At 60.2% G+C, this 24040-nt stretch carries 29 protein-coding genes; 6 read left to right on the top strand and 23 right to left on the bottom strand.

Annotated elements, in window-relative coordinates:
• Positions 1–74: 74 nt before the first annotated feature.
• Genes GO499_RS00940 through GO499_RS00925 form a run of 4 tightly spaced genes read right to left on the bottom strand, consistent with a single transcriptional unit; the run spans position 75 to position 3577 of the window.
• On the bottom strand, positions 75–995 hold the full coding sequence (locus tag GO499_RS00940; protein ID WP_161860415.1) for an ABC transporter permease: 921 nt from the start codon (positions 993–995) through the stop codon (positions 75–77).
• A complete protein-coding gene (locus GO499_RS00935; protein ID WP_161860414.1) occupies positions 995–1834 on the bottom strand; it encodes an ABC transporter permease in 840 nt (279 codons plus the stop codon). Before GO499_RS00935 ends, GO499_RS00940 begins: the two co-directional genes overlap by 1 nt.
• 43 nt (positions 1835–1877) lie before the next feature.
• The gene (locus GO499_RS00930; RefSeq protein WP_161860413.1) at positions 1878–2480 is read right to left on the bottom strand and encodes an ANTAR domain-containing response regulator; all 603 of its coding nucleotides are present in this window, start codon (positions 2478–2480) and stop codon (positions 1878–1880) included.
• Positions 2477–3577: a transporter substrate-binding protein gene (locus GO499_RS00925; RefSeq protein WP_161860412.1), complete on the bottom strand. Its 1101-nt coding sequence runs from the start codon at positions 3575–3577 to the stop codon at positions 2477–2479. Before GO499_RS00925 ends, GO499_RS00930 begins: the two co-directional genes overlap by 4 nt.
• A 390-nt stretch (positions 3578–3967) precedes the next feature.
• Between GO499_RS00925 and GO499_RS00920 the strand changes: the two genes are divergently transcribed.
• Positions 3968–4930 (top strand): calcium/sodium antiporter, encoded by a 963-nt coding sequence (locus GO499_RS00920; RefSeq protein ID WP_161860411.1) that lies wholly within the window; start codon positions 3968–3970, stop codon positions 4928–4930.
• A gap of 66 nt (positions 4931–4996) precedes the next feature.
• On the opposite strand, the gene GO499_RS00915 is transcribed toward GO499_RS00920, so the two are convergent.
• Together GO499_RS00915 and GO499_RS00910 are read right to left on the bottom strand one after the other, a co-directional pair.
• Positions 4997–5227, bottom strand: a complete 231-nt coding sequence (locus tag GO499_RS00915) for a hypothetical protein (protein ID WP_161860410.1) — start codon at positions 5225–5227, stop codon at positions 4997–4999.
• Between the two features lie 11 nt (positions 5228–5238).
• The gene (locus GO499_RS00910) at positions 5239–6399 is read right to left on the bottom strand and encodes a Na/Pi symporter (RefSeq protein WP_161860409.1); all 1161 of its coding nucleotides are present in this window, start codon (positions 6397–6399) and stop codon (positions 5239–5241) included.
• 177 nt (positions 6400–6576) lie between these two features.
• Between GO499_RS00910 and GO499_RS19605 the strand changes: the two genes are divergently transcribed.
• The 5 genes from GO499_RS19605 (at position 6577) to GO499_RS00885 (ending at position 9666) form a co-directional block, all read left to right on the top strand.
• Positions 6577–6897 carry a hypothetical protein gene (locus GO499_RS19605; protein WP_284154844.1) on the top strand — a complete coding sequence of 107 codons (321 nt, stop codon included), beginning with the start codon at positions 6577–6579 and terminating at the stop codon, positions 6895–6897.
• The gene (locus GO499_RS00900) at positions 6894–7586 is read left to right on the top strand and encodes a helix-turn-helix transcriptional regulator (protein WP_284154843.1); all 693 of its coding nucleotides are present in this window, start codon (positions 6894–6896) and stop codon (positions 7584–7586) included. The genes GO499_RS19605 and GO499_RS00900 overlap by 4 nt, the downstream gene beginning before the upstream one ends.
• A 132-nt stretch (positions 7587–7718) precedes the next feature.
• The gene (locus tag GO499_RS00895) at positions 7719–8510 is read left to right on the top strand and encodes a sterol desaturase family protein (protein ID WP_161860406.1); all 792 of its coding nucleotides are present in this window, start codon (positions 7719–7721) and stop codon (positions 8508–8510) included.
• Positions 8511–8542: 32 nt separating this feature from the next.
• Positions 8543–9121, top strand: a complete 579-nt coding sequence (locus GO499_RS00890) for a ferredoxin (protein ID WP_284154842.1) — start codon at positions 8543–8545, stop codon at positions 9119–9121.
• A complete protein-coding gene (locus GO499_RS00885) occupies positions 9118–9666 on the top strand; it encodes a SixA phosphatase family protein (protein WP_161860404.1) in 549 nt (182 codons plus the stop codon). Before GO499_RS00890 ends, GO499_RS00885 begins: the two co-directional genes overlap by 4 nt.
• A gap of 52 nt (positions 9667–9718) precedes the next feature.
• On the opposite strand, the gene GO499_RS00880 is transcribed toward GO499_RS00885, so the two are convergent.
• From GO499_RS00880 to secY, 17 genes are all read right to left on the bottom strand, one after another.
• On the bottom strand, positions 9719–10498 hold the full coding sequence (locus GO499_RS00880) for an amino acid ABC transporter ATP-binding protein (protein WP_284154841.1): 780 nt from the start codon (positions 10496–10498) through the stop codon (positions 9719–9721).
• Between the two features lie 14 nt (positions 10499–10512).
• Entirely contained in the window at positions 10513–11832 is a 1320-nt protein-coding gene (locus tag GO499_RS00875; RefSeq protein WP_161860403.1) for an amino acid ABC transporter permease, read from the bottom strand.
• A gap of 1 nt (position 11833) precedes the next feature.
• Positions 11834–13051: an amino acid ABC transporter permease gene (locus GO499_RS00870; RefSeq protein ID WP_161860402.1), complete on the bottom strand. Its 1218-nt coding sequence runs from the start codon at positions 13049–13051 to the stop codon at positions 11834–11836.
• Positions 13052–13191: 140 nt separating this feature from the next.
• Positions 13192–14208, bottom strand: coding sequence for an amino acid ABC transporter substrate-binding protein (locus GO499_RS00865; RefSeq protein ID WP_161860401.1), 1017 nt, complete (start codon positions 14206–14208; stop codon positions 13192–13194).
• 213 nt (positions 14209–14421) lie between these two features.
• On the bottom strand, positions 14422–14901 hold the full coding sequence (locus tag GO499_RS00860) for a PaaI family thioesterase (RefSeq protein WP_161860400.1): 480 nt from the start codon (positions 14899–14901) through the stop codon (positions 14422–14424).
• The gene (locus tag GO499_RS00855) at positions 14898–15620 is read right to left on the bottom strand and encodes an ATP12 family chaperone protein (protein WP_161860399.1); all 723 of its coding nucleotides are present in this window, start codon (positions 15618–15620) and stop codon (positions 14898–14900) included. The genes GO499_RS00860 and GO499_RS00855 overlap by 4 nt, the downstream gene beginning before the upstream one ends.
• Position 15621: 1 nt before the next feature.
• Complete coding sequence (locus GO499_RS00850; protein ID WP_161860398.1) at positions 15622–16674, bottom strand: RluA family pseudouridine synthase; 1053 nt, start codon at positions 16672–16674, stop codon at positions 15622–15624.
• A gap of 1 nt (position 16675) precedes the next feature.
• The gene (crcB, locus tag GO499_RS00845) at positions 16676–17050 is read right to left on the bottom strand and encodes a fluoride efflux transporter CrcB (RefSeq protein WP_161860397.1); all 375 of its coding nucleotides are present in this window, start codon (positions 17048–17050) and stop codon (positions 16676–16678) included.
• Between the two features lie 52 nt (positions 17051–17102).
• A complete protein-coding gene (locus GO499_RS00840) occupies positions 17103–17531 on the bottom strand; it encodes a BLUF domain-containing protein (RefSeq protein WP_284154840.1) in 429 nt (142 codons plus the stop codon).
• A gap of 35 nt (positions 17532–17566) precedes the next feature.
• Positions 17567–17872, bottom strand: coding sequence for a BLUF domain-containing protein (locus tag GO499_RS00835; RefSeq protein ID WP_284155006.1), 306 nt, complete (start codon positions 17870–17872; stop codon positions 17567–17569).
• Positions 17873–18001: 129 nt separating this feature from the next.
• Positions 18002–19306, bottom strand: a complete 1305-nt coding sequence (locus GO499_RS00830; protein ID WP_161860394.1) for a replication-associated recombination protein A — start codon at positions 19304–19306, stop codon at positions 18002–18004.
• Between the two features lie 101 nt (positions 19307–19407).
• The gene (gene rplQ / locus GO499_RS00825) at positions 19408–19824 is read right to left on the bottom strand and encodes a 50S ribosomal protein L17 (protein ID WP_161860393.1); all 417 of its coding nucleotides are present in this window, start codon (positions 19822–19824) and stop codon (positions 19408–19410) included.
• A 117-nt stretch (positions 19825–19941) separates the two neighbouring features.
• Positions 19942–20958 (bottom strand): DNA-directed RNA polymerase subunit alpha, encoded by a 1017-nt coding sequence (locus GO499_RS00820; protein WP_161860392.1) that lies wholly within the window; start codon positions 20956–20958, stop codon positions 19942–19944.
• 121 nt (positions 20959–21079) lie between these two features.
• Positions 21080–21469 (bottom strand): 30S ribosomal protein S11, encoded by a 390-nt coding sequence (gene rpsK, locus GO499_RS00815; RefSeq protein WP_161860391.1) that lies wholly within the window; start codon positions 21467–21469, stop codon positions 21080–21082.
• Between the two features lie 12 nt (positions 21470–21481).
• Positions 21482–21850: a 30S ribosomal protein S13 gene (gene rpsM, locus GO499_RS00810; RefSeq protein WP_161860390.1), complete on the bottom strand. Its 369-nt coding sequence runs from the start codon at positions 21848–21850 to the stop codon at positions 21482–21484.
• Positions 21851–22035: 185 nt separating this feature from the next.
• Positions 22036–22683: an adenylate kinase gene (locus GO499_RS00805; RefSeq protein WP_161860389.1), complete on the bottom strand. Its 648-nt coding sequence runs from the start codon at positions 22681–22683 to the stop codon at positions 22036–22038.
• The gene (secY, locus tag GO499_RS00800) at positions 22680–24029 is read right to left on the bottom strand and encodes a preprotein translocase subunit SecY (RefSeq protein ID WP_161860388.1); all 1350 of its coding nucleotides are present in this window, start codon (positions 24027–24029) and stop codon (positions 22680–22682) included. Before secY ends, GO499_RS00805 begins: the two co-directional genes overlap by 4 nt.
• Between the last annotated feature and the right edge of the window lie 11 nt (positions 24030–24040).

The following is a 24040-nucleotide window of genomic DNA, read 5'->3' as shown; positions in this document are numbered from 1 at the left end:
TCCTTGTTGGTCGTTCGTGGTTGGTCTTGATCACTGGCCCCGCAATACGCGCGGGGCGGGGGGGGGGCAGAAATTCACCGCAGCTTGATCCGCGGGTCGATGAACGGGGTAATCAGGTCGGCCAGAAGGTTGCCGAGCACGATGGCAGCGGCCGAAACCATGGTGACGCCCATGATGACGGGAATGTCGACGCGCTGGATCGCCTGCCATGCCAACTGGCCGATGCCGGGCCAGCCGAAGACGCTTTCGACCACCACGATACCGCCCATGAAGATGCCGATGTCGATCCCGATCATGGCGATGATCGGCAGGATGGCGTTGGGCAGCGCGTGGCGCAGCAGCACCCTCCTGCGGGTCAGCCCCTTGGCGCGAGCGGTGCGGATGTAATCCTGCCGCAGCACATCGACCATGGAGGAGCGCATCATCCGGCTGTACCAGCCCGACCCCATGATCCCCAGGGTTACGGCAGGCAGCACCAGATGTGCGAACGTGCCGTAGCCGCCGATCGGGAACCAGCCCAGTTGCACTGCGAAGAGGTAGAGCAGCAGCAGCCCCACCACGAACTGCGGCGCCGACACCGCTACGAAGCTCGTCACCATCAGCGCATGGTCCAGCGGTCGCCCCCGGAACACCGCGGCAATGATGCCCAGCGCGAGGCCGATCACCAGTTCGCAGACGATCCCGCCGGCCATGAGTAGCAGCGAGGCAGGCAGTCGCGCGGCGATCAGCGAGGAAACCTCCGTCTTCTGCAGGTAGCTGCGGCCCATGTCGCCTTGCACCAGCCCGGAAAGATAGCGCCAGTATTGCACCAGCAGCGGCTGGTCGAGCCCCAGTTGATGCCGGATGTTCTCGACGGTCTGCGCCGTCGCCGAGCGTCCGGCGATCTGCCGCACCGGGTCGGCGGGCAGCACATACAGCAGCAGGAAGGTAATGAAGCTTACCCCCAGCAGGATCAGGGCGGACTGGACGAGGCGTCGGATCAGGTATCCAGGCATCAGCCGTTCCCCCTCTGCGTCGGGTCAAGTTCCTCGCGCAGCGCATCGCCCACAAGGTTGAACGCCAGCGCCAGCAGCAGGATCGCCGCACCGGGTATGAACACCAGCCACGGCGCCGCCTGGAAATACGTCTGGTTCTCGAAGATGATGTTGCCCCAGCTTGGCGTCGGCGGCTGAACCCCCACCCCGAGGAACGAAAGTGTCGCTTCCAGCAGCACGGTGACGGAAATTCCGAGCGTGCCCCAGACGATCAGCGTCGGCACCAGATGCGGCAGGATATGGCGAAACAGGATACGCGCCTGCGATGCGCCGAGAGTCTTTTCCGCGGCGATGAATTCCCGCTCCGCCAGACTGGTGGTCTCGGTATAGATCACCCTTGCCGTCTGCACCCAGTTCACCAGGGCGATCACCATCGCCACGATCCACAGCGAAGGCTGGAAGATCGCCGCAAGACAGATCGCCAGCAACAGCGCCGGAAAGGCCATCATCAGGTCGGTGAACCGCATCAGCACCGCACCGATCCATCCCCGCAGGAACCCGGCCATCACCCCCACGAACGTGCCGATGATCAGCGCCACCCCGTTGGCCACGACACCGATCACCAGCGAGGTCCGCGCGCCGTGCAACATGCGGCTCAACAGGTCACGCCCCAGCAGGTCCGTGCCCATCAGGAACTGCCCGCCGGGCGGCATCGGCGCGCCCTGCAATGTCAGCCCGTCGAAATGCTGCTCATCCGGTGCGAAGGGCGCCACCCAGGGCGCGAACACCGCGCCCCCGACCACCAGCAAGATGATCGCAAGGCCGAAAAGCGCCAGCTTGCGGCGCAACAGTCGGCGCATCACCCCTGCCGGTGCCGCCGCGGGGGCCGTTGGTACCGCCACCTCAACCACGGTCGCCGTCCTCTCCGGCCAGCGGCCCCGAAGTCGCCACGATCCGGTCGGCGGCCTCCTCGAAACTTACCCGCCACGCCATCGCCATGGAGCGCAATTGCGCATAGGCCTCGTCCTCGGTCTTGCCCCGCGCGGCCAGCATCGCCACCGCCCGAACCACAGTCTGCCGCTGGCCCAGTCGATGGCGCAGATGCTCGATCTCGCCCGCCAGTTCCACCCGTGCGTCGAAGGTCGCCCGTGCGATCAGCAGCGCCGAATAGACACCGCCGTCGCCCACTGGTTTCAGGATCTGCGCATCCGCCCCGAAGTTCATCAGCCACTCGATCCGCCCCGGCGCCTCGGAACCGACCAGCGCGATGGTCGGCAGCGGCGCTTCGCCCGGTTCCCACGGGAACTGCTCGGCATAGGCAGTATCGACATCTATGAACAGGTAATCCGCCCCTCGGGCCGAGGCCGGCAGGTCCGGCCAGTGGCAATCCACCTCCAGCCCGATGGCCTGCAACTGGCGCACCAGCGCCGTCACCGTCGCATGGGGGCGGTGCAGGATCGCCGCCCTTGCGCCGCCCAGTTCGGGAATGCGCAACCGCCGCCTCATCTCACCACCCGCAACATCGCCGGCGCGGGTTCACGCTCACGGGTGAGATACGGGTCGCCCTCCACCGGCACCTCTGTCCGCAGCGGCACGAAGACCCCGTCCCGTACCTGCGCAATGGCGACGGGCAGCCGGGTATGATGGGTGCGCGGGCTGATCCCGATCTCCGCCGCGCGCGGCTGCGCCAGCAGGTCGGAAAGCGGCAGGTCCTCGGCGCCCGGGTTATCCGCCAGCAGCCGTGCCAGCATCATCACCGAAGCATGGCCTGCAGCCTCGATCGACGACGCGAAATCCTCACGTCCGAAATTGCCGGGCAGCGCCGGATGCAGCCCGCGGAACCAAGGCCCGGCGGAAATCAGCCCCTCTGCCGCCGCACCCATCACCGGCAACTCACTCTCGGTCACGTTACAGGACAGCACCGGGCACCGTCCCGCGGCGAAATACGGGTCTTTCTGCCGCAGCGCGGCCATTGCTTCCAGAAACGCATACTGGGAGGGGCCGATAAGCTGGTTCAGCACGAAGTCCGGCTGCAGGTCCGCAATTTCCTCGATGATCCGTCCGATCTCGGTGGATCCGAGCGGAAGATAACGCTCGCCCAGAACCTCCCCGCCCGCACGCTGGCCGATCTCGCGGGCAAGCCGCCCCATCTCCCAACCCCAGATGTAGTTGGAACCGGTCAGGTAACTGCGCCGGCCGAAACTGGCGAAGATATGATCCAGAAGGGGCAACAGGTGCTGGTTTGGACAGGCATGCGTGTAGACGATCCGGTCCGAGGCTTCGAACCCCTCGTATGGCGCGGGATACCACAGGGCCCCGTCCGTCCGTTCCAGCACCGGGATCACCTCCTTGCGGCTCCAGGACGTGGTGCAGCCGATCACGTGCCGCGCATCGCTCTCCCGCAGGATATCCTCGCACAAAGGCGCATAGGCATCGACATTGCCCTCCGGGTCACGCTCCACCGGGCGAAACACCACGTCCAGCGCTTCGTCCGCGTTCACCTGCTCAATCGCCTTCAGAGCCCCCGACCGGCTCGCTTCGCTGATCAGGTGATAGGTACCGGAGCGGGAAAACAGGATCCCAAGGTCGATCTCGCGTGGCACGGCACCCTCCAGAAACGAAAAAGCCCCGCAGATCCCATCCGCCCTTTCGGGTCGTAGTGCGGGATCGCGAGGCGCATTTGCCAACTATGTCACATGGAGTATCGCGCCGGGGCCGCCCCGGAGTCAACTTACCCAACCGCGCGAGCCGCCGGCCCGCCGTGCAGATTGCCCCACCTGCCCAAATTTCCGGCACCCACTCCCGGCAAAGGCGAGCGCCCTGCCGAAGTATTGACCTCACGGGCAACATCCAGCTGTTTCGGCCCCGAAACCGCCGTCAGGCCACCCCGGAAGCGCCGGCGGCATCGTTATTTTCACGCCCCCCTTGAAACGCGCCCCCCTCGGTGTGACTTACCTCAACGCTCCGGCACCTCCGCCGGACAGGGGCCCGCCATGACAGATATCCTCCTGCTTATCCTCGGCCTCGCCGGGCTCGCCGCCGGTGGCGAAGCCCTCGTGCGCGGTGCCGTCTCGATCGCGGAGCGGTTCGGCATCCCCCCGCTCGTCATCGGCCTCACACTTGTCGGCTTCGGCACCTCGACGCCGGAACTCGTCACCAGCCTGCAGGCCGCGCTGGCCGGTTCGCCGGGCATCGCCGTCGGCAATGTCATCGGCTCCAACATCGGCAACATCCTCCTCATCCTCGGCATCGCCGCCCTGCTCTCGCCGCTTGCCGTCAACCCTGCCGCCTTCCGGCGCGACGGCACCGTGCTCGCTCTCTCCACCCTCGCGGCACTCGCGCTGATCCTGACGGGGGAGATCGGCCGCGTCGCCGGTGCCGCCCTGTTCCTCGCCCTGCTTGCCTACGTCGGCGGCACGCTCTGGCAGGAACGCCGCGCCGCCTCGCCCAGCGCCGACATGCTGGCGGCCGAGGCATCGGCCCTGCCCGCCTCCGGCTCCGGCATCTGGTTGTCCGTGGCCCTCGCCCTCGGCGGCCTCGTCATCACCATCCTCGGCGCCCGCTTTCTCGTGCAGGGCGCCGTCGCCCTCGCCGCCGCTGCCGGTATCTCGGAGACGGTGATCGGCCTCACCATCGTCGCCATCGGCACTTCGACACCGGAACTGATCACCTCGATCATCGCCGTACGCAAAAACCAGGGTGACGTCGCCTTCGGCAATATCGTCGGCTCGAACATCTTCAACGTGCTCGGCATCCTCGGTGTGACCACCCTCGTCCAGCCGCTGGCCGTGCCTCCGCAGATCGCAGCCTTCGACATCTGGATCCTGCTCGCCGCCACCACCGCCCTGATCGTCTTCGCCTGGTCCGGCTGGCGTGTGGCCCGGCGCGAGGGCGCCGCGCTGCTCGCCGCGTATGGCGTCTATGTGGTCTGGCTGCTTGCAACCGCCGGTTCCTGAAGCCACTCCCCAAATGCAAGACGCGCCACCCGCAGGTAGCGCGTCCCGCCACATTCCCCGGCGCTCTCAGTCCTTCCGCATCTCCTCCCGGAGATAGCGGAAGAAGTTCCGGATCGTTTCCAGGCTCAACTCGGCGTTCTTCATGTGCACATCGAGATGCTCGATCTCCCGCGCCTGTGCCGCGTTCTCCCGCCGTTCAATCTCTTGCTTGATATCGCCGAGCGTTTCCTCGGTTTCCTGAACCAGCTTGCGCAGCTTGTCCGTGCTCATCATTTTCAGTTCGGCATCGACGTTCATCGTATCCTCCATCAGATCAGAGCCGTCACCCCGAGGCACAGCCCCGGAATCACGAAGAACACACCCAGTATATAGGCGAGGGCGATGAACTTGTTCTCCGCCGCCGTCAGCCCCAGCCATTCCGCCGCCCGCACCGGCAGGTAGCGCAGGAACGGCAATCCGAAGATCACCAGCACACCCAGCACGTTGTAGGTTAGGTGGATGAAGGCGATCTGCAGGGCCGCCACCGTGTTGCCATCCACCGCCGTCGCCGCCAGCAGCGCGGTGATGCAGGTGCCAATGTTGGCCCCCAGTGTGAACGGGTAGATCTGCTTCAGCCCGAATGCACCCGAACCGGCCAGCGGCACCATCAGCGATGTGGTGGTGGAGGAGGACTGAACCAGCACCGTCACCAGCGTGCCGGAGGCAATGCCGGAAACCGGGCCCTTGCCAATGGCCGTGTGCATGATCTCCCGCGCCTTGCCGACCATCAGTTGCTTCAGCAGCTTGCCGATGAAGTGAATCGACAGGAAGATCAGGGCCACGCCCAGCACGATCATGAAGATCCCGCCCATCGTGTCGCCCATTGTATGGGCAATGCCCTTGATCAGGTCCACCACCGGCGCCGTCGCCGCTTTGACGAAGTTCAGCCCGCCCATGGAAGCGTCCTCGACAGCGAAGACAGATGCCATCGCCTTGCCGAGCCCTTCCAGCAAGCCGAACATGATCTCCAAGGGCAGGAAGATCACCACCGAAAACAGGTTGAAGAAATCATGCACGGTCGCGGCGGAAAACGCCCGCGCGAATTCCTTCTTCTCCCGCACATGGCCAAGGGAAACGATCGTGTTGGTGATCGAGGTGCCGATGTTGGCCCCCATCACCATCGGCACCGCCACTTCCACCGGAAGTCCACCGGCGACCAGCCCGACAATGATCGACGTGACGGTGGAGGAGGACTGGATCAGCGCCGTCGCCACCGTCCCCACCACCAGCCCGGCAAACGGGTTGGTCGCGAAGGCGAACAACTCCTCCGCATGGCCGCCCGTCGCCGTCTTGAAGCCCGTGCCGATCACGCTCACCGCCGAAATCAGCAGGTACACAAGCGCGGCCACCGCCACCCATTCCATCCAGCTGCCACGGTGGCTGGTTTCCAGCATCTCCGTGTCAGCGCGCATCGGATCCGTATCAACCATCAGGTATCCCCCATCGCTCAGTTGCGCGGAAACGATGGCAGTCTTCGGAAACAGATTTGTGACCGCAGGTTTCGAAAGTATTTTCCCCGGCCGGCGCACTGCTGACAGTATGCTGTCAGCAGCCCGGCGCTAGAGATGCATCAGGGCCACTCCCGGCCCTTCAACAGGAGCACTCAGATGCACGAATGTCTCGAACGCGTAACCTTCACCCTCGTCGCCGGCACCTCGGAGACGGATCTCGCCGCCGCGCTGGATACGTCGCAGCAATGGCTGATGCAGCAACCCGGCTTCAACTACAGTTCCGTCTCCCGCGAAGGTTACACCTTCGCTCATTCGGTCTACTGGGCCAGCCGCGCCGATGCCGAAGCTGCCGCCGAAGCCTTCCCCAAGTCTCCGGCAAACGCCCCCTATCTTTCCCTCATCGAGGGCGGCAGCGTGAAGATGGCCCACGAAGCCATCGTTCACTCCTTTCTCGCCGAAAGGCTGGCGGCGGCTTGAGCCGCAGGGCGGATCGCCTGTTCCGCCTGATCGCGGAACTCCGGGGCCGCCGTCTGGCGGTCACCGGCGCCGCCCTTGCCGAAGCGCTGGAGGTCAGCCCCCGCACCGTCTACCGCGACGTCGCGGATCTGCAGGCCTCCGGCGTGCCCATCACCGGCGAGGCCGGGGTGGGCTACCGCCTCGATCCCGGCTTTGAACTGCCGCCCATCATGTTCACCCGCGCCGAAACCCTCGCGCTGCTCACGGGTGCGGCCATGGTCCGCGCCTTCACCGATCCCGGCATGGCCGCTGCCGCCGAAAGCGCTGAAACCAAGATCCGCGCCATTCTTGACGATGCCGCGCTGAAGGCACTCGATGAACAGCCCTACCGCATCCCGTTGCTTTCGCGCGATACGCCACTGCGGATCACTCACCAGCAACTGCGGGAAGCGATCTTCGCCCGCCGCAAGCTCACCCTCGCCTATGAAGATGCCACCGGTGCCTGTACCTCCCGCACCGTCTGGCCCCTCGGTCTGATGGGCTGGACGGGTCGCTGGACGCTGCTGGCATGGTGCGAAACGCGGGAAGACTACCGCAATTTCCGGCTCGACCGCATCACCGCAATGGCGGAACCGGGCGGTGAATATCCGGTTCGCGCCGACCGCTCCCTCTCCCACTACCTGACGTCGCTGGATCACACCCACAGCTGACATGTCACGAGTCACGGCCCGGACACGCTTCTTGCGTGTCGACGCCCGGCTTTTGATGCAGTGGCTGCCGCAATGCGACAATGCCGCTCTACCGGCGGTTGACGCCCCAACCGCAAACGTGACCATACCCCCATGCAGCACGAAGCCCTGATCCGACTCGCCGTCTTCCTCGGCCTCTTCGCGGCCCTCGCGACGGCGGAGGCGCTTGCACCCCGCCGGGCCCGCACCTATCCGCGCCGCGGCCGCTGGGTCACCAACTGGGGCATCGTGCTGGCCGATACCGTCCTGCTACGGCTGTTCGCCGTCGCCATGCCACTGCTGGCCGTCGGCGCGGCCGTGGATGCCGGCGCACGAAACTGGGGGCTTTTCAACCACTTGCTTCTGCCCGGTTGGCTTGAAATCCTGTTCGCCGTCCTGATCCTCGATCTGGTCATCTGGGCGCAGCACCTCGTCACCCACAAGGTGCCTCTGCTCTGGCGCCTGCACCGCGTCCACCACGCCGATCCCGACCTCGACGTCACCACCGCCATCCGTTTCCACCCGGTGGAGATCGGCCTGTCCATGCTCGTCAAGATCGGCGCCGTCTATCTGCTCGGCGCCTCCGCCATCGCCGTCATCCTGTTCGAAATCCTGCTCAACGGCATGGCGATGTTCAATCACGCAAACGTGAAACTGTCGCCGTCAGCCGATGCCGCCCTGCGCCGGATTCTGGTCACACCGGACATGCACCGTGTCCACCACAGCATACACAGGTCCGAACACGACAGTAATTACGGGTTTTCCCTCTCAATTTGGGATAGACTGTTCGGAACCTACATTGCCCAACCCCGCGCCGGGCACGATGCCATGACCATCGGTCTCGAATGGCAGGATACCCGGCCGACGCGTTTTATCTGGTCCCTGCTTTTGCCTTTTAAGAAATGAATTTGGAAAAAGAACTTGAAAAGGAGGGTCTGATGATCCTCGGCACATTCGCCTCCCCCGGCACCATGGCCCTCATCGGGCCAGCCGGGCCAGCGTTCTGGCGTCGGTTCACGGCCAGTCCCGAGTACGCCGATGGCCAGCCCGATCCGCTGGATCGCTGGTCCACCCGCGTGCTCACCGCCATCGCCATCCGGAACGGAGCAGTCGCCCTCTTTCCGTTCGGTGGTCCACCGTGGCACCCCTTCCTTGACTGGGCGCTGTCCACAGGCCGGGTCTTCTCGTCGCCGGTCAACCTGCTGGTCCATGCGGAGCACGGACTCTTCGTGTCTTTCCGCGCAGCGATGCGTTTTTTTGAGGTACGCAACTCAATTCCGCCGGCTCGATCGCCCTGCCCGGAGTGTCACCAGCCATGCCGCACGGCCTGCCCGGTCGGCGCCCTCACATCGGAAGGCTACAACGTGCCCGCCTGCAAGGCCCACATCCGCAGCCCGGAGGGCGTGGCCTGCCGATCCGGCTGCCTTGTCCGCCGCGCCTGTCCCGTCGGCGCGAATCTGCGCCTGCCCGACCAATCCGCCTTCCATATGGATGCCTTCGTGGGGGGCGGGTCATGAAGCGCCTCATCCTTCTTCGCCACACCAAGTCGGATTGGAAGCGCGGTGCCCCGGATCACGAGCGGCCGCTCAACCACCGCGGCCGCAAGGCCGCCGCCGCTGTCGGTCACTATCTTGCCGCCGAAGCACCGAAACCGGATCTCGCCCTTGTCTCCGATGCTGCCCGAACCCGCGAAACCTGGGAAAAGGTAAACTGGCAGGGCGTGGAAACCTCTTTCCGGTCCGAACTCTACCTCGCCACCGAAAGGTCCATTCTGGCACTCATTCAGGCGCAGGATGACGCGCTCGGCAGCCTCCTCGTCCTTGGCCACAATCCCGGCATCGGCAATACGGCAGCAAGGCTGACCAACGGGTTTTCACGGTGGTCCGAAAATGATGCCGATAGCCATACCGAAACCATACCAAACCCATACCAAACCCATATTCTGAAGCCGTTTCCCACCGGTGCCTGCGTTATTATAGAAAGCTTCGCGGATACTTGGGCTTTACTTGAGCCGGAAAACTGCCGCCTCGTCGCCTACCAGGTCCCCCGAAACCTGCCCTGAAACAAAAAAACCGGCCCAAAGGCCGGTTTTTCATCGGGAGTGGCGGCTGCCGTCAGTGTCCGAGGATCTGGCTCAGGAACAGTTTCGTCCGGTCACTCTGAGGGTTGTTGAAGAACTCTTCCGGCTCGTTCTGCTCAACAATCTGGCCCTGATCCATGAAGATCACGCGGTTCGCGACCTTGCGCGCAAAGCCCATTTCATGGGTTACGCAGATCATGGTCATACCTTCCTGTGCCAGTTCGATCATCGTATCCAGAACTTCCTTGATCATCTCCGGATCGAGCGCCGATGTCGGCTCATCGAACAGCATGATCCTCGGTTTCATGCACAGTGACCGCGCAATAGCCACGCGCTGCTGCTGCCCGCCGGAAAGTTGCCCCGGGTACTTGTTGGCCTGATCGGGGATCTTCACCTTCTCCAGGTAATGCATCGCCGTTTCTTCGGCTTCCCTCTTCGGAACCTTGCGCACCCAAATAGGTGCCAGCGTGCAGTTTTCCAGAATAGTCAGGTGCGGGAACAGATTGAAATGCTGAAAACACATCCCAACTTCAGAGCGAATTTTGTCGATATTCTTCAGGTCGGAACTCAATTCAGTTCCATCGACAATAATCTTGCCCTTCTGATGTTCTTCCAGCCGGTTTATACAGCGGATCAATGTCGATTTACCTGATCCGGAGGGCCCACAGACGACGATCCGCTCCCCCTCATAAACCGTAAGATCAATATCCCGCAGCACGTGAAACTGCCCGTACCACTTGTTCATATTGGTAATCTGGATGGCCACCTTGTCGGAGACCGCCATATTGGTCGTGTCGATTGCGGCGTCTTGCATATGCATCACTCCTGTCAGCGGTGATCGGTTTTCAGTTTGTTTTCCAGATAGATGGAGTATCTGGACATCGAAAAGCAGAAGATGAAGAACATGAACGCGATGAAAGCGTAAAGCTCCCACACGATGCCGTTCCACGCCGCATCTGCCCGGATCGCATTGGAAAGGCCGAGCGGGTCGAGCAGACCGATGATCGACACGAGCACGGTATCCTTGAACAAACCGATGAAGGTTGAAACGATGTTCGGAATCGAGATCTTCAGTGCCTGCGGCATGACGATCAACCGCTGCGCCTGCCAGTAGTTCAGCCCCAGGCTGTCCGCACCTTCATACTGCCCCTTCGGCAGGGCCGCCAGCCCGCCCCTGATCACCTCCGCCATGTAAGCGGAAGCGAAAAGCGTCACCATGATGACAACGCGCAGAATAATGTCGAAGTTGGTGCCGGGCGGCATGAAGTAGTTCAGTAGTGTCGATGCCACGAACAACAGGGTGATCAACGGCACGCCCCGGATGAACTCAATATATCCGATGCAAATTGACCGGACAATAAACAGGTTCGACTGTCTGCCAAGCGCAAGCAGAATGCCCAGCGGCAGCGAACAGACAATACCGGACACCCCAATAATGACCGACAGGGAGAAGCCCCCGAACTTGGAACTCTCGACTTCGGTAATTCCGATTGGGATCAGGCCATCGATAGCTCCGGCAACCGGCCCTGCAAGCAGAAGCCACCAGATTATCGGTACCGCCGCCGCAGCAATTGTGCCGAGCAATGCCCCGAAAGCATCGCCGACATATTTGAAAGCCAGGCCGCCCAACGCGAAACCTGCGACAACCATCACCGGCCCCCAAATGGACCCACCCCAGAGCAGCCAGTAGCCCAGGAAAGGATAAATAGCTGAAAACCAGAGCATTTTTCTGGGTATGGCCGTGAAAAGGATAGGCGCGAGCGCTACGAGCAACAGAACGAAGGACAGGTTGATGCGCCAGTACAGCTCACTGGGATAAAACCCGTAAAGCAGTTGCAGGAACCGGTCGCGAATGACGGCCCAGCAGGCACCGTGCGTACCTTCCCCATATCGGGCCGCTATGATCTCACGGCACTCGGTAAGGGACTCCGCATACCAGGCCGACCTCAGAGCCCAGCCAAGAAACCCGCTGACAACGTACCAGATACAGAACAGCAGAACGACGGTCAGAATGGTGTTGAATGGCCCGCTGAAAAGGTTCTCCCTGACCCACCTGACGAAGCCAACGTTTCCGGCTGGCGCGTTGCTGGGCGGCAGCATGTCCTTGCGTACGAAGGAAGCGATCTTGTGTTGTTGCGTGTCGCTCATTTCACCGCTCCCTCAGCTTTATGGATTCGTTGTACCAGTTCATGATGAAGCTCACGGTCAGCGAGATGCAGAGATAGCAGAGCATCAGCAGCAGCAATGTCTCCATTTCCCTTCCCGTCTGGTTGAGCGTGATGCCCCCCAAGGTCCCGGTGATGTCCATGTAGCCAACCGCAATTGCGAGCGAGGAGTTCTTGGTCAGGTTCAGGTAGTTGGAGATCAGCGGCGGAATGATAACGCGCAGGGCCTGAGGCAGGATTACAAGACGCATCGTTCGTGACGGGCGAATGCCCAGCGCGGAAGCCGCTTCCGTTTGCCCCTTGGAAACGGACAGGATGCCCGCCCGGACGATTTCGGCGATGAATGCCGCAGTGTAGAAGCTGAGCGCCAGCCAAAGTGCGATCAGGGAATTGCGCATGTAAATACCGCCGCGGAAGTTGAAGCCGGCAAGTTCCGGATACTGGAGCGTGATCGGGCTGCCCATGATCAGTTGCAGCAGGATTGCCGGAACGAAGAAAAGGCCGACACTCACCCAGAACACTGGTGAGATCTCACCGGTCGCTTCCTGCTTCTTCCGTGCATAGCGTCGGTACGCCCAGATACCCACAAGCGAAGCGAGGAACCCCACTACGACAACGATCGAACCCGCGCCGAACTGAGGCATCGGGATGTAGAAACCACGGTTTGTGAAGGCCACGCTGTCCCACAACCACATGGAGGCGGCAGGGTCATCTCCCCTGAAGTCTCGCGGCTGCGGCAGTGTCTCGATAAAGATCGCCATGGCAAAGACGATCCAAAGGAGAACGGGAACGTTCCGGAAGGTCTCGACATATACAGTCATGACCTTTGCGATCAGCCAATTCTTTGAAAGGCGAAGTACACCCACCACGACGCCAATAACGGTTGCCAGGATGCACCCGAGGACCGCTACAAGCAAAGTATTCAACAGCCCGACTAGTGCCGCCCGAGCATGCGATGACTGGCTGTTGTATTCGATCAGGCGCTGGTTGATATCATAACCGGCCGGATTGGCGAGGAAACCAAAGCCAAGCGGCTTACCGAGATCTGCCAAATTCTGCGCAGCGTTGCTGATCAGCCAGCCTATTCCCAGTAAAAAGCCAAGTAATGCTACTGCTTGGATTGTGAGCGAACGATACCGCGTATCGTATATAAGCATGCTCAGACGGAAAGTCGGCTCCGACTCGTCACTTATCGCGGCCATACCCGCACCTCTCTCTGTTGTTGGTCCCCCTTGCCGATCTCCCTGCGGCCCGGTTCATCCGGTCCTGCCAATCGCAAAAGGTGGTTTGGTCTGCGCCAAAATACACTGAGGGCGCCGAATGGCGCCCTCAGGTTGTCCGATTAACGGAACGGTGGGGAGTAGAGCAGACCGCCCTGCGTCCATTGTGCGTTCAGACCACGTGCGAGACCGATGGGTGTGCTCTCGCCAATATTTGCGGCGAAAATCTCGCCGTAGTTGCCGGCAGCAGCAATTGCGTTCTTGGCCCAATCGGCTTCGAGTCCGATCATCGCGCCAAGATCACCCTCTGTACCCAGAAGGCGGTTGACCTCCGGATTATTGGTGCCTTTGGCCATCTCTTCGAGGTTGGTTGATGTCACACCCAGCTCTTCGGCAGTGATGAGCGCATTGAGCGTCCAGCGTGCAATATCCGCCCACTGGTCATCCCCGTGGCGTACAAGCGGGCCGAGCGGCTCCTTGGAGATGATTTCCGGCAGAAGCGTGTGCGCATCCGCATCCTCGAATGTCGCGCGCGTCGCGGCCAAACCGGATGCGTCCGTCGTGTACACGTCACATGCACCTGCAAGATACTGCTGCTGCGCCTCGGCGTTGGTTTCGATGGGAACCGGCTCATAGGAGATGTTGTTGGCACGGAAGTAGTCCGCGAGGTTAAGCTCGGTCGTCGTACCGGTCTGGATGCAGACGGTCGCGCCATCGAGTTCCTTGGCGGAAGAAACGCCCAGATCCTTGCGGACCATGAAGCCCTGTCCGTCGTAGTAGTTGACACCGACGAAAGTGAACTTCAGGTCGACATCGCGGCTGAACGTCCACGTCGTGTTGCGGGCCAGAAGATCGACCTCGCCCGACGCAAGGGCCGTAAAGCGGGTTTTACCCGTGGTGGGTACGAATTCTACCGCCTGCGGGTCACCCAGAACGGCCGCAGCAACGGCGCGGCACACAGCGACGTCGAAACCTTCCCAGTTGCCGTTCGCATCGGGTGCGGCGAAACCTACAAGACCGGTCGTCACACCGCACTTCAGTACTCCGTTTGCCTTAACGTCGTCTACCGTGGCAGCGGATGCCAGTCCGGCGGCGAGCCCTGCGGCTGCCAGCGTGCCATAAAAGACCGTCGTTTTCATAGGTACCTCTTCCTGTTGCGGCCCACCTTTAAACCCGGCGCGGCCTTCATGTTTGACAACTCAGCCGGGCTTTGGCCCAAGCTTGGGCCCTATCAATGAGAATTGAGGCGCAAAGGTCAAGGAAACAATGCACATTTGATGTACAGCAAAAGCCATTTACCGTAAGACTGGACACTCAAAACACTGCAATGATAGAAATTGTGGCAGTGCGGTTCAAGAATCCAAAATAATGCAGGTAGTTGAACCTGTTGCGTAAGTTCGACCGTCTTCTGTGCCGACGATTCTGCCCTCCGCAACACCTGTTTTGCGCCCTACATGAACTGACGTTCCGATCGCCAGTACATCTTCATCATCATGCAACAACGGACGCAGGATGTTGATCTTGTACTCTAGCGTTGTGTAGGCGCTTCCAGTGGGCAAATGAGTCTGAACGGCGCAGGCCATGCAACTGTCCAGTAATGTCCCGAACCAACCGCCGTGAACGGTGCCAAGCGGATTGAGAGATCCGAAGTTGGGCGTCCCCCGAAACACGACCTTGCCGGTTTCCGCCTCGACCATTTGGTAGTTGAGCGTACGGCAAATGGGCGGTGCCGGATAGCGGCCGTCCAGAATTCCGGTTATGAACTCAAGGCCGCTCATCGACAGCATTTCGCTCGGAGAAAGCAGATCGGCAGCTGCCTCGACAAATTTCATCGCGTGTTCTCTGATCTGCACAGTCGAAGGAAGGTTGCAGCTGCCTCGAAGTCCCGGAACCGCGACATTGCCTTCGCCTCTGCCTCAGCGTCCTTGCCCCAGAACTCCGATTGCCATTCCTCATCCAGCCTAGCCAGCGTCCAGGCCTCCGCCGGCGCCAGATGATCTTCTGCGACGGCAAGACCCAGGACGAGTGACCCCGGCAAGACCACCAGATCATGCAGTGCCGTCAATTCGAAGTCCGAGTACTGCGCAAGTTGCCTCTCGAAAGCCGGTCTTACCTGTCCGGGCTGGGGAAAGTACATTACACCGGTTACCGCCAGCATTCGCACGCCGAGGTGATCCTCGATCCAGTCGAGGCACGGGTCCCACAACTCGGTCTGGCGCGCGACAAGATCCTGCGGCGTCTCGGCGCGATAGCAGACGAGATCGGTTTCCGCATATTCGAGCAACATCTCTTCGACGGCAGGACGCTGCGGTGCGACCTTGTCAATTGCCGAGTTGCCCGCCCGTGTAATCGGCATCGCGTCCGGTTGCACCTTGTCCTGCTGGGCCTCCCATTCCGACGCCGCAGCATCAGCCAGAGCACGCGTTGGAAATGTTAACGCGGACTTGAAAGGTGTCATCACCGGTTTGCCGTCAAGTGTCAGAGCAAAACCTTCCGGCTTTTCCAGAACTGACACATCCTTCCAGAACCGCTTTAGCTGCCACTCGCCCATCTCAATAGGCATCCTCTTCAAAGGGATTTGTTGCCGCTTCGGACTCTTGCCACCCAAAAAAGGTCCAGGTGCGCGCCATGTGCTCGGGTAGCGCCGCCGTCAGCGTCAGTATTTTGCCGGTGACAGGATGCTTGAGGATCAGCGTCCGTGCATGCAAATGCAACTTTCGGCTGATATCGCCTCCAAGCTGTGCTCCCCAGCCATCACCTTCATTCGTCTGACTGTTGGTACCGTACTTGCCATCCCCCACAATCGGTGTGCCGATTTCGGCCATGTGAACACGTAATTGGTGGGTGCGGCCGGTAATTGGCGAAAGCGCGACCCAGGCGGCGCGACGGGCGGCGGCAGAAATCAGTTTATAATCGCTCGTGGCTCGTTTGGCCCCAGGCACATCGCCGATCTCGCTTGGATGAACGGAAACCATCTTCTCGCCAGCTCCATGCGGGCCATGCCCCGGTGCTTTCACAAGACCAGTCTGAACCGTGCCCTCAGATGGCCGCGGTACGCCTGCCACAACGGCCCAGTAGATTTTCTTTGTTTCACGGGACTGAAAGGCCTTGGCCAGTCCGGCGGCCGCCCTGCCGGTACGAGCCAGAATCAGCAAGCCGGATGTGTCCTTGTCCAGCCGGTGAACCAACTTGGGAGGGCTGTCCAGTTCGAAGGCCAACGCCGCCGACAATCCGTCCACATGCCGTGTTTGTCCGGATCCGCCCTGAACAGCAAGACCCGGCGGCTTGTTCAATGCAATGATATGATCATCTTTAAAGATGACCGCCCCGCGGATCATTTTTGCATCGCTATCGGAAACATTCGGCCTTCTCGCTTTTGCCTCAGCCTGCACCGCAGCATCGGGAAGTGGCGGCACGCGTACCATCTGCCCCTCTTCCAGGCGTGCTGATGTCTTGACGCGCTTGCCATCCACGCGAATTTCACCCTTGCGGCACGCCCGTTCGATCATGCCTTGGCCGACATGCGGAAACCGTTTGCGCAGCCATCGGTCCAGTCGCTGATCAATGCCGTCATCATCGACCTTCAGGGTTTGGACACGCGTCATGTCACACTCCCCTGACGAGCCAAAGTCCGCAAGCCAACGCCAGCAGCGAAAGCAGAACGGAACTCGTAATATACGCCATTGCGGCCAAAATTTTCCCTTCCTCTATCAACAGCAGGGTATCAAGAGAAAAGGCGGAGAAGGTAGTGAAGCCACCAAGGAGGCCAGTGGCAAAGAACGGCAAGAGTGGCCGTAACCCCTCGGCCCGCGTCATTGCGACGGCGAAGATCGCGCCCATGAGGAAAGAGCCAACCACGTTCACCAGTATCGTTCCGGCAGGAAACCCTCCCGGCATTGCCGCCGCGATCCGTGAAACCGTGAGGTAACGCAACGTGGCGCCTATCGCGCCTCCGGCTGCAATTTGGAGCAAAATGTTCATCGCCTTGCCATGGCACCAAGGCCATCAGACGTCAACACTCTCCAACTTTCTGTCATCGCCGGTCGTTGAAAGACCGGTTGCAATCGAACACTTCCGACCTAATCAGGTGCTCCACTTGCCTTTGATGGGCCGGAATCGTCCGAAACCCATCGACATGGCCCTCGAACCCGCTCAGCACCCACGAACGGCATCGACGGTGCTCCGGTGTTGCCATCAACGTGATTTCAATGCGGTTGTGTCGGCTATCACACAGGATGGATGCAAGCAGGTCGAGCATATGCACCTGCGCACCTTCGACATACTGATGGAACACCTGTCCATCAAAGCCGAAAACTCCGGTGATCCTGCGCGTCATATTGGCTCGCCAGCTTTGCCTGACAAGTGCGTCCATCTCACCGTCAACGAGGTCAGGTGCCACACGGGAGCGGTAGGCAAAGGCTACAAGCTGTTCGTCTTTGGAAAAACTTGGCATCTTAGTCATGTTCCGCGGTCTGGTGAACGAAGGGGCGATCGGCTTCAGGATACATGTTGCAACTTTCTGGCCAGCTTTTCGGCGAACTCCAGACAGTTCTGCCCTCCGGCGTTTGGTTGATCCGGTGCGTCCATCCGTCCGACGCCAAAGTTGACGAACCGATGTCCCGACACTGTCGATTCCCTCAAAACCGTCACACCTTTGTGACGCCTGTCGCGGGCGACTTCATCCAGTGCGCCGATCACCTGATCTGCGCCCCCCTCCAACACGGAAACCAGCACATTGCCCCCAGCCATGATGAACCCGGTCAGACCATTGCGCCGGCAACGTGCTTGTACTTCCTGAAGCAACAAATGGACGTTCGCACCAGCGACATCCGTCAACTCGCATTTAAATACAATTTGCAGGTGCTTCCGCGGGCTCTCTGCTGTCAATGTGTCCTGTTTCCAAAAATTGGGGCTTGCCGGGTACCGGCAATCCTACTTCGTTCTAAATTTCGAGAAAAACTGTTTCCTTTTTTTAAGTTCTCGCTCGAAGCCGCGCTCCAGCGGTTCGTATAGGTTTTCTTCCGGAATATCGTCAGGGAAATACCTCTGGCCGGATACCCCTTCTTCAGTATCATGATCATATATATATCCGGCACCGTAGCCTTCATCCTTCATCAACTGGGTCGGCGCATTCAGGATGTGTTTCGGAGGTGGCAGGGAACCACTCTTTTTCGCCAGCGCACGCGCGGCCTTGTAGGCCACATAAGCCGCATTGGATTTCGGGGCGAGGCTCAGATAAATGACGGCCTCCGCCAATGCGAGTTCACCTTCCGGGCTTCCAAGCCTTTCGTAGATGTTCCACGCTTCCAGACAGAACGCCTGCGCCTGCGGATCGGCGAGACCAATGTCTTCTACCGCCATGCGCACGAGGCGTCGGGCAAGGTAGCGAGGATCCTCGCCTCCCTCCAGCATACGGGCAAACCAGTACAAAGCCGCATCCGGGTCTGACCCCCGGACGGATTTGTGCAGCGCAGAGATCAGGTTGTAATGAGCATCGCCGGACTTGTCATATTTGGCGGCGCGACGTGTCAGTCGGTTCATCAGCGCCGCGCGGTCTAGTGGTTCCCCGGTCCATGCCTGCACCTGCTCCGCCAGATTGATCAGCGATCGCCCGTCACCGTCGGCCATTTCAATCAGCGCGCGCCGGGCATCCTCCACTAACGGTAGCGCCAAGTCGGCATTCGCCTCCACCCGGACGAGAAGAGCCTCGAGGTCCGCCTCTGTAAGACTGTTGAGAACCAGCACCTGTGCCCGCGACAGGAGGGCAGCATTCAGTTCAAACGAAGGATTCTCGGTCGTCGCACCTACGAGAACAATGGTGCCGTCTTCCATGTTCGGCAGGAATCCGTCCTGCTGTGCCTTGTTGAAACGGTGGATCTCATCCACGAACAGCAGCGTTCCCTGCCCCGCCTCCTTGCGCAGCCGCGCCGCTTCAAAGACCTTGCGCAGATCCGGCACACCGGTGAAGATTGCCGAAATCTGTACAAAATGCAGCCCCCCGGCACCAGCGAGGAGTCGGGCAATTGTTGTTTTGCCTACGCCCGGCGGGCCCCAGAGGATGAGGGAGCTCAATCGGTTTTCCGCAAGCATTCGTCCCAGTGGCCTGTCCGGTCCAAGGATGTGATCCTGGCCGATTACCTCGCTCAGCGTCGATGGGCGCAACTTGTCGGCGAGGGGCCGGGCCTCAGCCTCGCGAGTCGGTTCATCCTGAGTGCCATGAGAAAAAAGGTCAGCCATAGGTTGATGAATAGTCGGTCCTGCGCAGCAATTGTAGGGTGTGAACGAAAAGGCCGCGCAAAGTTTCCTTTGCGCGGCCAGAAAATTCCAGGTTGCGAAATTTATTCCGCGGCTTCTTCCGCTTCAACGCGGGCCTTGTCGGCTGCGCCCTTGGCGGCATGATCACGATCCACCAGTTCGACGATCGCCATCGGGGCCATATCGCCGTGACGGAAACCAGCCTTGAGCACACGAACGTAACCGCCGGAGCGTTCCTGATAACGCGGGCCAAGCACGTCGAACAACTTTGCGACGGCAGCATCCTGCTTGATCCGTGAGCCTGCCAGTCGGCGGGCATGCAGATCGCCGCGCTTGCCGAGCGTGATCATCTTGTCGGCGATCCGCTTCAGTTCCTTGGCTTTCGGCAGGGTCGTCTTGATCTGCTCATGCTCAATGAGGCTGCACACCATGTTGGCGAACATCGCTTTGCGGTGCTCGTGTGTGCGGTTCAGTTTGCGGTATCCGTTACCGTGACGCATGGTTTCTATCCTTCTTTATACTTTGTCTGGGCCAGCCTGCGTAGGTCCGGCTCTCCTTGGGGCGGGATTGCCCGGGTCGGTCTCCTGCGCCATCCCCGGGATGGCGCAGGACGAAAATCAGAAGTGGTCTTCGTACTTCTTGGCCAGTTCCTCGATATTGTCGGGCGGCCAGTCAACGATATCCATGCCGAGATGGAGGGACATGCCAGAGAGCACTTCCTTGATCTCGTTCAGCGACTTGCGTCCAAAGTTCGGAGTGCGCAGCATTTCCGCTTCCGTTTTCTGGATCAGGTCCCCGATATAGACGATGTTGTCGTTCTTCAGGCAGTTCGCGGAACGAACGGAAAGTTCCAACTCGTCCACTTTCTTGAGCAGGAGCGGGTTGAACTCCAGATCGTCATCCTCATCCGCCCGACCAGCCGCTTCCGGCTCATCGAAGTTGACGAAGACGCCAAGCTGGTCCTGAAGAATGCGCGCCGCATAGGCGATGGCATCCTCGGGAGAGATCGCACCGTTGGTCTCGACATTCAGCGTCAGCTTGTCGTAATCGAGGACCTGGCCTTCGCGTGTCGGTTCCACCTTGTAGGAAACCTTGACCACGGGCGAGAACAGGGCATCGACAGAAATCAGGCCGATGGGCGCGTCTTCCGGGCGGCTCTTGTCAGCGGCAACGTAACCTTTTCCGTTCGCGACCGTCAGTTCCATGTAAAGGGATGCGCCGTCGTCAAGATGGCAGATGACATGGTCTTTGTTGAGGATTTCGATGCCGTTCGACTCCGAAATATCTCCTGCCAAAACGACGCCCGGGCCTGTCTTGGAGATCGAAAGACGCTTCGGTCCTTCAACTTCCATCGCAACGGCCACGCCCTTTAGGTTCAGAACGATATCGGTAACATCTTCACGCACCCCCTCCACGGAGGAGAATTCGTGCAAAACGTTGTCGATCTGGACGGATGTGATGGCAGCGCCCTGCAGCGAGCTCATCAGGACACGTCGTAGCGCGTTGCCGAGCGTCAGGCCGAAGCCACGCTCCAACGGTTCAGCCACGGCAGTTGCCTGCCGCATGGCGTCCGCACCCGGACGAATGTCCAGTGCAGTCGGCCGAATAAGTTCTTGCCAGTTCTTGTGGATCATGAGGTGGCCTCCATTCTCGCTATCGGCCCGGATCCGGATTCGGGCGGCAGCACTCGAGGGTCGTCAACAAATCGTGGGGCCGGGCGCGCAGAACACGCACCCGGCATAATTCAATGTCAAATCAAACGCGGCGGCGTTTCGGCGGGCGGCAACCATTGTGCGCGATCGGAGTCACATCACGGATCGCGGTGATTGTGAAACCCACAGCGGAGAGAGCACGCAGTGCGCTCTCACGGCCGGAGCCCGGCCCTTGGACTTCCACTTCCAGCGTACGGACGCCATGTTCCTGAGCCTTCTTGCCCGCATCCTCTGCGGCCATCTGGGCTGCGTAAGGGGTCGACTTGCGCGAACCCTTGAAGCCCATCGTACCGGCGGACGACCAGGAAATGGCATTGCCCTGCGCATCGGCGATCAGGATCTTGGTGTTGTTGAAGCTGGCGTTGACGTGCGCAACACCGGTCGAGATATTCTTCTTGACCTTCTTCTTTACGCGGATTTTTTCACGTGCCATGAACCTGCCCCCTTATTTCTTTTTGCCGGCAATGGCCTTTGCGGGGCCTTTGCGTGTACGGGCGTTGGTGTGCGTGCGCTGACCGCGCACGGGCAAGCCACGACGGTGGCGCAGGCCACGGTAGCAGCCGAGGTCCATCAGACGCTTGATGTTCATGGATTTCTCGCGACGCAGGTCGCCTTCCACCATCAGGTTCTCGTCGATGTATTCGCGAACTTTCAGAACTTCCGCATCGGAAAGTTCGTTCACACGGCGGGAGAGGTCGATGCCGACGCTCTCGCAGATTTCGACAGCAGAGCTGCGGCCGATTCCATGAATATATGTCAAAGCAATGTGAACCCGCTTCCCGGTGGGAATGTTCACGCCAGCGATACGTGCCAAATTGGTCTCCGATCTCTCATTGCGGTTCCGTAATCCCGGAACCTTTTTTCACAACGAAACCCACCTGAGCATTGCGCCGGTGGGCTGATTAATTCTCTTGAGGAACTTCAGCAGAAAGCGAGTCGCCTTTCAGAGAAGCGTGACTTATAGAATCACCCTCTCTGAGGTCAACCCTTAAAGTGGTTTCAGACCTCTAAAGCCTTCGCCACCCTGGACGCCACAGCTTCAATTTCGCCAAGGCCGTCGATGCTGTTTAGCTTGCCGTGAGCGTAGTAGTAGCCAATCAGCGGCGAGGTTTCACGGTAGTAGGTCATCAACCGTGTGCGCATACTATCCTCATTGTCGTCAGACCGACGATTGAAGTCTGTACTGCCACATTTGTCACAGACACCTTCCTTTGAGGTAGGTTTGGTGACGTCATGATAGACGGCGCCGCAATTGCCACATGTGAACCGGCCGATAACGCGCTGGACCAGTGCTTCATCATCAACCTTCATTTCAACAACGACATCGAGCTTCTTGCCCTTGGCGTCCAGAAGCTGGGTCAAAGCATCCGCTTGGGCGAGAGTCCGTGGGAAGCCATCAAAGATGATACCGCTTTCGCCTGCGCCCGCATCAAGTTGTTCCGCAATCAAGCCAATAACAATTTCATCTGTCACGAGGCCGCCCTTGTCCATGATATCGGCGACCTTGTTGCCCATCTCGGTCCCGGACGTGCGGGCGGCACGAAGCATATCCCCAGTCGAAAGCTGAACCATACCTCTTTCGGCGACCAGTCGATGCGCCTGCGTGCCCTTCCCCGCCCCCGGCGGGCCCAACAGAATAATATTCATAGTTTCTTTTTCTTCCGTCCCTTGCCGCGCAATTTCGACTTTTCAATCAGCCCTTCATATTGATGCGCGAGCATATGGGACTGGACCTGCGTAATCGTGTCCATTGTTACGGACACGACAATCAAAAGCGATGTGCCTCCAAAAATAAAGGGCACAATCGGCAGGTTGGAGAAAAGGATCTCCGGGATGAGGCAGACAAGTGCCAGATAGCCAGAGCCAAGCACGAGGATACGGGATACAACATAATCGAGGTAATCAACCGTCCGCGGCCCCGGGCGAATGCCCGGCACGAACCCACCCTGCTTCTTGAGATTGTCAGCCACGTCTTCGGATTTGAAAGAGACATTGGCCGTGTAGAAATAGGTGAAGAATACGATCATTGCCGCGAAAAAGACCAGGAACAGAGGTTGGCCCCGACCGATGTACGCATTGACGTAAGAGAGAATACCCGTGCCGTCGTTGGCCGCGAACGTCGAAACGGTGGTCGGTAGCAACAGCAGCGCCGAGGCAAAGATCGCCGGGATCACACCCGCTGGGTTCAGCTTGATCGGCAAATTGGAGTTCTCACCACCATACACCTTCATACCGACTTGCCGGCGCGGGTACTGAATGGTGATCTTCCGCAGTGCCCGTTCCATGAACACGATAAAAAGCACAAGCACGATCGACAGCGCGAACACGAAGAGCATGAAGCCCGGAGAGATCGCGCCGGAGCGGCCCTGGCTGAGGAACTGTGCCAGAGCGGCAGGAGTTTCCGCCACAATCCCTGTAAAGATGATCAAAGAGATGCCGTTGCCGATCCCTCGTTGGGTAATTTGTTCTCCCAGCCACATCAGGAACATTGTGCCCCCGACAAGCGTGATGACCGCTGACGCACGGAAGAACCAACCGGGATCGAGCACGAGCCCCTGACCTTCGAGACCGACGGAGATGCCATATGCCTGAACTGTCGCCAGTGCCACCGTGCCGTAGCGCGTGTACTGGTTCAGCTTCTTTCGCCCGGCCTCGCCCTCTTTCTTCAGTGCTTCAAGGGACGGCACCATCGCCGACAGAAGCTGTACGATGATCGACGCGGAAATATAGGGCATGATCCCTAGGGTGAAGATAGCCATCCGGGACACCGCACCGCCGGTGAACATGTTGAGCATGCCGCCGATGCCGCGCGAAGCTTCTTCGAAGAACCGCTGCAATTCTATCGTATCGATCCCGGGCACTGGGATATAGGTGCCAACCCGGTAGACGATCAGAAGACCCAGAGCGAAAAGAATGCGGGCCTGAAGTTCCTTGGCTTTGCCAAAGGACCCCCAATTGAGGTTGGCGGCCATTTGTTCCGCGGCTGATGCCATGCGGCTTACCT

It is taken from the genome of Algicella marina (genome assembly GCF_009931615.1).
GTDB lineage: Bacteria > Pseudomonadota > Alphaproteobacteria > Rhodobacterales > Rhodobacteraceae > Algicella > Algicella marina.
Note: the sequence above shows the minus strand (reverse complement) of the source record. Positions and strands in the feature narration are given on the sequence as shown.